Origin of the sequence: Nonomuraea sp. NPDC050691 (assembly GCF_040654455.1) — a bacterium.
GTDB lineage: Bacteria > Actinomycetota > Actinomycetes > Streptosporangiales > Streptosporangiaceae > Nonomuraea.
On the sequence record NZ_JBFAIA010000046.1, the window covers coordinates 41,722 to 49,204 of the forward strand.

General features: G+C 73.8%; 6 protein-coding genes. 5 read left to right on the forward strand and 1 reads right to left on the reverse strand.

Annotated features, from left to right (window positions below):
- The first annotated feature begins 2 nt into the window (after nucleotides 1-2).
- The 3 genes from AB0H81_RS19180 to AB0H81_RS19190 are packed head-to-tail and all read left to right on the forward strand — an operon-like array spanning nucleotide 3 to nucleotide 4,117.
- Nucleotides 3-2,063, forward strand: coding sequence for a biotin carboxylase N-terminal domain-containing protein (locus AB0H81_RS19180; RefSeq protein WP_358376048.1), 2,061 nt, complete (start codon nucleotides 3-5; stop codon nucleotides 2,061-2,063).
- A complete protein-coding gene (locus tag AB0H81_RS19185) occupies nucleotides 2,063-2,974 on the forward strand; it encodes a hydroxymethylglutaryl-CoA lyase (RefSeq protein WP_358376058.1) in 912 nt (303 codons plus the stop codon). The genes AB0H81_RS19180 and AB0H81_RS19185 overlap by 1 nt, the downstream gene beginning before the upstream one ends.
- Nucleotides 2,975-2,980: 6 nt before the next feature.
- A complete protein-coding gene (locus AB0H81_RS19190) occupies nucleotides 2,981-4,117 on the forward strand; it encodes an acyl-CoA dehydrogenase family protein (protein ID WP_358376050.1) in 1,137 nt (378 codons plus the stop codon).
- Between the two features lie 51 nt (nucleotides 4,118-4,168).
- Here the strand turns inward: AB0H81_RS19190 and AB0H81_RS19195 are convergent, their stop codons facing one another.
- Nucleotides 4,169-4,675 (reverse strand): DUF402 domain-containing protein, encoded by a 507-nt coding sequence (locus AB0H81_RS19195; RefSeq protein WP_358376052.1) that lies wholly within the window; start codon nucleotides 4,673-4,675, stop codon nucleotides 4,169-4,171.
- A gap of 63 nt (nucleotides 4,676-4,738) precedes the next feature.
- Between AB0H81_RS19195 and AB0H81_RS19200 the strand changes: the two genes are divergently transcribed.
- Together AB0H81_RS19200 and AB0H81_RS19205 are read left to right on the forward strand one after the other, a co-directional pair.
- On the forward strand, nucleotides 4,739-5,194 hold the full coding sequence (locus AB0H81_RS19200; protein WP_358376054.1) for a GNAT family N-acetyltransferase: 456 nt from the start codon (nucleotides 4,739-4,741) through the stop codon (nucleotides 5,192-5,194).
- A 53-nt stretch (nucleotides 5,195-5,247) separates the two neighbouring features.
- Nucleotides 5,248-7,479: an AAA family ATPase gene (locus tag AB0H81_RS19205; RefSeq protein ID WP_358376056.1), complete on the forward strand. Its 2,232-nt coding sequence runs from the start codon at nucleotides 5,248-5,250 to the stop codon at nucleotides 7,477-7,479.
- Nucleotides 7,480-7,483: the final 4 nt, after the last annotated feature.

Genomic DNA, 7,483 nt, shown 5'->3' on the forward strand with positions numbered 1-7,483 from the left:
GCATGAGTCCTTCGCTGTTCGACACCGTCCTCGTCGCCAACCGGGGCGAGATCGCCGTCCGGGTGATCCGGACGCTGCGCCGGCTGGGCATCGCGTCCGTGGCCGTCCACACCGCGTCGGACGTGGGGGCGCGGCACGTACTGGACGCCGACCAAGCCCTCCAGATCCCGAAATATCTGGATATGGAGGCGATAGTGGCGGCGGCCCAGGCGTCCGGCGCCCAGGCCGTCCACCCCGGCTACGGGTTCCTCGCCGAGAACGCCGCCTTCGCCCGCCGCTGCGCCGAGGCCGGGCTGGTCTTCGTCGGCCCGCCGCCCGAGGCCATCGACGCCATGGGCGACAAGATCCGCGCGAAGGCCACCGTGTCGGCCGCCGGCGTGCCCGTCGTCCCGGGCGCCGCCGAGCCCGCCGAGTCGCTGGCCGGCTGGAGCGACTTCCCTGCCTTGATCAAGCCCTCCGCCGGGGGCGGCGGCAAGGGCATGGTGCTGGTCCGCTCGGCCGCCGAGCTGCCCGACGCGATCGAGTCGGCCCGCCGTACGGCCGGCGCCGCGTTCGGCGACGACACGCTGCTCATCGAGCGCTACGTGACCAACCCCCGCCACATCGAGATCCAGGTGCTGGCCGACGCCCACGGCGGCGTCGTCCACCTCGGCGAGCGCGAGTGCAGTCTCCAGCGCCGCCACCAGAAGATCGTCGAGGAGGCGCCGTCGCCGTTCGTGGACGAGAGCCTGCGCGCCCGCATGGGCGCGGCGGCCGTCGAGGCGGCCCGCGCGGTCGGCTACACCGGAGCCGGCACCGTCGAGTTCATCGTGGACGGCACGACCGGCGAGCACCACTTCATGGAGATGAACACCCGCCTCCAGGTCGAGCACCCCGTCACCGAACTGGTCACCGGCCTCGACCTGGTGGAGCTCCAGCTCCGGGTGGCGGCGGGCGAGCCCCTGCCCTTCGGCCAGCAGGACGTACGGCTGCGCGGCCACGCGGTGGAGGCCCGTGTCTACGCCGAGGACCCCGCGCGCGGCTTCCTGCCGACGGGCGGGCGCGTCCTCGCCCTCCACGAGCCCGCGGGCGAGGGCGTCCGGGTCGACTCCGGGCTGGCCGAGGGCACGGTCGTGGGCAGCGAGTTCGACCCCATGCTGGCCAAGGTGATCGCCTGGGCCCCGTCCAGGGACGCGGCGCTGCTGCGGCTGGACCAGGCGCTGGCCCGCACCGCCGTGCTCGGTCTCACCACGAACGTCCCGTTCCTGCGCGCCCTCGTCACCCACCCCGCGGTCCGCTCCGGCGCGCTCGACACCGGCATGGTCGAGCGGATCCTGCCCGACCTGCCGCTCGCCGGCGAGCCGCCCGCCGAGGCGCTGGCCGCCGCCGCGCTCGTCTTCCACGCGCTGCCCCAGGGCGCCGACCCGTGGGAGGTCACCGACGGCTGGCGGGTCGGCGAGCGGGCGTGGACGACGTGGCGGCTGGAGTCCCGCGGCGGCGTGCGCGCCGTCCAGGCGCGCGGCCTGCCGTACGAGGCGGCCGAGGTACGCCTGCCCGTCGGCCGCCCCGTCGACCACCTCGTCGACGATCCCTTCGAGCGCCCCGGCTCCGGCGAAGACATCAACACCGGTCACGCCCCCGACACCGGCGACGACCCCGGCTCCGGCCGGGCCGTGCCCGCGCGCATCCGGCGCGACGGCTCCCGGCTGTCCGTCACGCTCGGCGCGCGCACCGGCCACTACGCGCACGTCCGTGACGGCGACACGCTCTGGCTCGGCCGCGACGGCTCCGCCTGGGCGTTCACCCGCCACCTCATCGGCGATCCCGGCGACCGCCCGGGCGCGACGGGCGCGGGCGACGGCGTCGTCCGCAGCCCCATGCCCGGCACCGTCCTGGTGGTCAAGGTCCAGACGGGCGACCTGGTCGCCGAGGGGGAGCCGCTGCTCATCGTGGAGGCCATGAAGATGGAGCACACCGTCACCGCCCCGCTCGCCGGCCGCGTCACCGAGCTGCCGGCCCAGGCCGGCCGGCCGGTCGACATGGACGCCGTCCTGGCCGTGGTCACCCCTGAGGAGGAGGCATGATGCGCCGGCCGTACGGCTTGGAGGGCCTGCCCCACCAGGTCGCCGTCTACGAGGTGGGCCCGCGCGACGGCCTGCAGAACGAGGCCGCGGTCGTCCCGGTCGAGGCGAAGGCGGAGTTCGTCGCGCGCCTGGCCGACGCCGGGCACAAGGTGATCGAGACGACCAGCTTCGTCCACCCGAAGTGGGTGCCGCAGCTCGCCGACGCCGACGAGCTGCTGACCCGGGTCCAGCGCAGGCCCGGCGTCCGCTACCCGGTGCTCGTGCCGAACGAGCGCGGCCTGGACCGGGCGCTGGCCCTGGAGGTGGACGAGATCGCCGTCTTCGCCAGCGCCACCGAGACGTTCGCCGCCAAGAACCTCAACCGCAGCCTGGAGAGCCAGTTCGACATGTTCGAGCCGGTCGTCGCCCGCGCCCTGGCCAACGGGATCAGGGTCCGCGCGTACGTCTCCATGTGCTTCGCCGACCCGTGGGAGGGGCCGACGCCGATCCCGCAGGTCGTCGAGGTGGGGGAGCGGCTGCTCGGGCTCGGCTGCTACGAGCTGTCGCTCGGCGACACGATCGGCGTGGCCACGCCCGGCCACGTCACCGCGCTCATCGAGGCGTTCGGCTCGCCCGACCGGCTCGCCGTCCACTTCCACGACACGTACGGCCAGGCGCTCGGCAACACGCTCGCCGCGCTCAGGACCGGCGTGACCACCGTCGACGCGTCCACGGGCGGCATCGGCGGCTGCCCGTACGCCGAGTCGGCCACCGGCAACCTCGCGACCGAGGACCTCGTCTGGATGCTCGACGGCCTCGGCGTCGAGACCGGCCTCGACCTCGGCAAGCTCGTGGAGACCAGCACCTGGCTGGCCCGGCTGCTCGGCCGCCCCAGCCCGTCCCGCGTCGTCCAGGCCCTCTCGAAAGGCTGACCACCCATGCTGACCGGCGAGTACGAAGAGCTGCGCAAGACCGTCGAGGCGTTCGCCCGCGACGTCGTCGCCCCGGTGATCGGTGACCACTACGAGCGGGAGGAGTTCCCGTACGGCATCGTGCGGCAGATGGGCGCGATGGGCCTGTTCGGGCTGCCGCTGCCGGAGGAGTACGGCGGCATGGGCGGCGACTACTTCGCCCTCTGCCTGACCCTGGAGGAGCTGGCCCGGGTCGACTCCAGCGTGGCCATCACGCTGGAGGCGGCGGTGTCGCTGGGCGCCATGCCGATCTACCGGTTCGGCACGCCCGAGCAGCGCGAGGAGTGGCTGCCCCGGCTGGCGACCGGCGAGATGCTCGGCGCGTTCGGGCTGACCGAGCCGGGCGGCGGCTCCGACGTGCCGGGCGGCATGCGCACCACGGCCGTCCTCGACGGCGCCGAATGGGTGATCAACGGGACGAAGGCGTTCATCACGAACTCCGGCACCGACATCACCGGCGTGGTCGCCGTCGCCGCCCTCACCGGCGAACAGGAGATCTCCACGATCCTCGTGCCGAGCGGCACCCCGGGCTTCACCGTGTCCAAGAAGTACTCCAAAGTCGGCTGGAACGCCTCCGACACCAGGGAGCTGGCCTTCGGCGACTGCCGGGTGCCCGCCGCCAACCTGCTCGGCGAGCGCGGGCGCGGCTACGCCCAGTTCCTGCGGACCCTCGACGAGGGACGTATCGCCATCGCCGCCATCGGCGTCGGCCTCGCGCAGGGTTGCGTGGACGAGTGCCTGCGCTACGTCCGCGACCGCCGGGCCTTCGGCCACCCGATCGGCCACTACCAGGCCATCCAGTTCAAGATCGCCGACATGGAGGCCCGGGCCCACACCGCCCGCCTGGCCTACTACCACGCCGCCGAGCGGATGCTGGCCGGGCAGGCGTTCAAGAAGGAGGCGGCGATCGCCAAGCTGGTCTCCTCGAACGCGGCCATGGACAACGCCCGCGACGCCACGCAGATCTTCGGCGGGTACGGCTTCATGAACGAGTTCCCGGTGGGCCGCTTCTACCGCGACGCCAAGATCCTGGAGATCGGCGAGGGCACGAGCGAGGTGCAGCGCATGCTCATCGCCCGCCAGCTCGGCCTCGGCGACCTCTGACCGGCTCTGTCACTCCGGCTCTGTCAGTCCGGCTCTGTCACTGCGGTTCTGTCACTGCGGGCGGCCGTTCAGGGAGAGCCACTTCTCGGGGGCGCCGCCGAACGGCTCCTGACGCGAGCCCACGGCCGTCATCAGCATGGCGGCCGTCTCCTCCGCCCGGGCGATCACCTCCGCCGGGTAGCCCAGCAGCACCTGGTGCTCGACGAACTCGTCCTCGTCGTCCAGGAACAGCCGCCCGTCGCGCATCCGGATGACGTCGAGGTCGAGGTCCACCATGGTCACCTCCTCCTCGCGCCACTCGGGCACCGTCGTGACGTCCACGTACACGTCCGTCCGGTGCGGCTCGGTGTGGAAGCTCGCCGTCCACCACGCCTCGCGCGGGAACAGCATGACGATCCCGGTCTCCCACCTGACCGGCGGGTCCGTGCCCTTGCGCGCCAGCGTGCCGTCGGGCACCCCGACCCACACGCCGTGCTCGTCCTCGCCGAGGAGCGTCCCCTGGTGGTGCCAGTGCAGCGCTCCCCCGTACTTGCGGTACACGACCATGATCTCGCTCACGCCCGGAACGCTAGCCCAAGGGCCCCGCGCCGCCCAGGGGAGGGGGTGACATAGGTTCGGATCATGACACCGATCGACGCCGTGGGGACGGAAGGGGAGCTGGTCATCAGGCCGGCCAGGGAGTCCGACGCGGAGGAGTTGTTCGGGCTGACCAGGGAGTTCGCGACGAGCTTCCGGCCCGAGCGGGCCGCGTTCGACGAGGCGCTGCCGCGGCTGCTGCGCGACGAGGACGCGCTGCTGATCACCGCCGTGACGGGCGGGCGGGTCCACGGCTACCTGCTGGGGTTCGCGCACCTGACCCTGTTCGCCAACGGGCCGGTCGCCATGGTGGAGGAGGCCATGGTGCGCCGCGGGTCGCGGCGGCAGGGCATCGGGCGGGCGCTGCTGGAGGAGTGCGAGCGGTGGGCCCGCGCCCGCGGCGCCCGGTACGTGTCGATGGCCACCCGGCGGGCGCCGGAGTTCTACCACGCCCTCGGCTACGAGGAGTCGGCCGCGTTCTTCCGCAAGATGCTCAGGTAGGAAGGGTACGGGGGCGGCTCGTCCTGTCGGAGGCGGATGGCATCCTGTAGGGCGTGACGATCCACACGGTGAGCCCGCTCTTCGTCGGCCGGGCGGGCGAGCTCGCCGCGCTCGGCGACGCCCTCTCCCGCGCCCGCGCCGGATCGTCGTCCACCGTGCTCGTCGGCGGCGAGGCCGGCGTGGGCAAGACGCGGCTGATCAGAGAGTTCACCGGCCGGGCCGGCGACGCGCTGGTCCTCGTCGGCGGCTGCCTGGAGCTCGGCACCGACGGCCTGCCGTTCGCGCCCTTCAGCGCCGTGCTGCGCGGCCTGGTGCGCGAGCGCGGCCGCGACGGGGTCGCCGCGCTCGTGCCCGGCGGCACCACGCGCGGGCTGGCCCGGCTGCTGCCCGAGTTCGGCGAGCCCGACCGCGACGGCGCCGAGGCCCGGGCGCGCCTGTTCGAGCAGGTGCTCGGGCTGCTCGAACGGCTGGCCGAGGACCAGCCGGTGGTGCTCGTCGTCGAGGACGCCCACTGGGCCGACCGCTCCACCCGCGACCTGCTGTCGTTCCTCGTCCGCTACCAGCGTTCCGACGCGGGCCTGCTCATCGTCGTCACGTACCGCACCGACGAGCTGCGCCGCACCCACCCGCTGCGCCCGCTGCTGGCCGAGCTGGCCCGGGTGGGCTGGGTGAGCCGGATGGAGCTGCGCAGGCTCACCCGCCGCGAGGTCGTGAAGCAGGCGGCCAGCATCCTGGAGCGCGAGCCGAGCCCTGCCGACGTCGAGATGATCTACGCGCGCAGCGAGGGCAACCCGCTGTTCGTGGAGGCGCTGCTCAGCGAGGCCGGGGGCGGCTTCGCGCTGCCGGAGTCGCTGCGCGACCTGCTGCTGGCCGGCGTCGAGCGGCTGCCCGAGGAGACGCAGGAGCTGCTGCGCGTGGCCAGCGCCGGAGGCCAGCACATCGAGCACGCGCTGCTGTCGGCCGTCTCCGGCCTCGACGACGCCGAGCTGTCCCGCGCCCTGCGGCCCGCCGTCGCGGGCAACGTCCTCGTGGTCGACGGCGAGGGCTACTCCTTCCGCCACGCGCTGATCCGCGAGGCGCTCCACGACGACCTGCTGCCCGGCGAGCACACCCGCCTGCACACCCGCTTCGCGCAGGCGCTGGAGCGCGACCCGTCCATCCTGCCCGCCCCGCGCGGCGCGATCGAGCTGGCCCACCACTGGCACTCCGCCCACGACGCCACCTGGGCGCTGGTCAGCGCCTGGGCGGCCGCCGCCGCCGCGCGCAAGGCCACCGCCTACGACGAGCAGCTCCGCATGCTGTCGCGGGTGCTGGAGCTGTGGGGCCAGGTGCCCGACGCCGCCGAGCGCATCGGCGCCGATCACGTCGAGGTGATGTCGCAGACCGTGACGGTCGCCCACCTCGCGGGCGAGTACGAGCGCGGCGTCGCCCTGGCCGGGGCGGCCCTGGCCGAGCTCGACCGCGACGCCGACCCGATCCGGGCCGCCGTCCTGCTGCGCAAGCGCGGCATCATCCGCTACGACCTGGGCCGGTTCGGCAATCTCGACGACCTGCGCCAGGCGGCGGCCCTGACGGCCGACGGGCCGGCCCGGCTGCGCGCCCGCGTCCTCGAGAACCTCGCCCGCATGCTCCACGGGACCGACGTGTGGGACGAGAGGATCGCCACCGCCGAGCAGGCCATCGAGCTGGCCCGCCAGGTGGGTGACGCCGCCTGCGAGGCCCACGCCCTGATCGCCCTCACCTGGGCCCGCGCCCGCGACTACTCCCAGTCCGAGGCCCATCTCGGTGGCTTCGCCGAGGCGCGGCGGCTCGCTCTCGGTGCCGACGCCTTCAGCGCGCTGCTCAGCTGCGCCATCTCCGAGTCCGACACGCTGGAGGGCGCGGGCCTGCACGAGCGGGCGGTCCGGGTGGCCCGCGACGGCGTCGCCGAGGCCGAGCGCTACGGCGTGGCCCGCACCTCCGGCGCCTTCCTGTCGATCAACCTGGCGGAGCCGCTGCTGTCGCTCGGCCGCTGGGACGAGGCCCTCGACGTCGTCGAGCACGCGCTCGACCTCATGCCCCCGCCACCGCACCAGGCCAGCCTGCAGGGTTTCAGCACCGACATCGCGCTGGCCCGCGGCCAGCTCGACCGGGCCGAGGAGTCGTTCGAGCGGGCCCGGTCCGTCCTGTCACGCGGCGTCTTCCGCGACCAGAACGTGGCCAGCGAACTTCCCCGGCTTCCCACCGTCGAATGCGCTCCTCGTCACAGGTCAGGCGTTCCGCAATGCCGATTTGTGTGCTGTTAATTCG

Bases quoted from the DNA above. Each gene is read 5' to 3' on its own strand.
- AB0H81_RS19180 (WP_358376048.1), top strand. From the start codon at position 3: ATGAGTCCTTCGCTGTTCGACACCGTCCTCGTCGCCAACCGGGGCGAG.
- AB0H81_RS19185 (WP_358376058.1), top strand. From the start codon at position 2,063: ATGCGCCGGCCGTACGGCTTGGAGGGCCTGCCCCACCAGGTCGCCGTC.
- AB0H81_RS19190 (WP_358376050.1), top strand. From the start codon at position 2,981: ATGCTGACCGGCGAGTACGAAGAGCTGCGCAAGACCGTCGAGGCGTTC.
- AB0H81_RS19200 (WP_358376054.1), top strand. From the start codon at position 4,739: ATGACACCGATCGACGCCGTGGGGACGGAAGGGGAGCTGGTCATCAGG.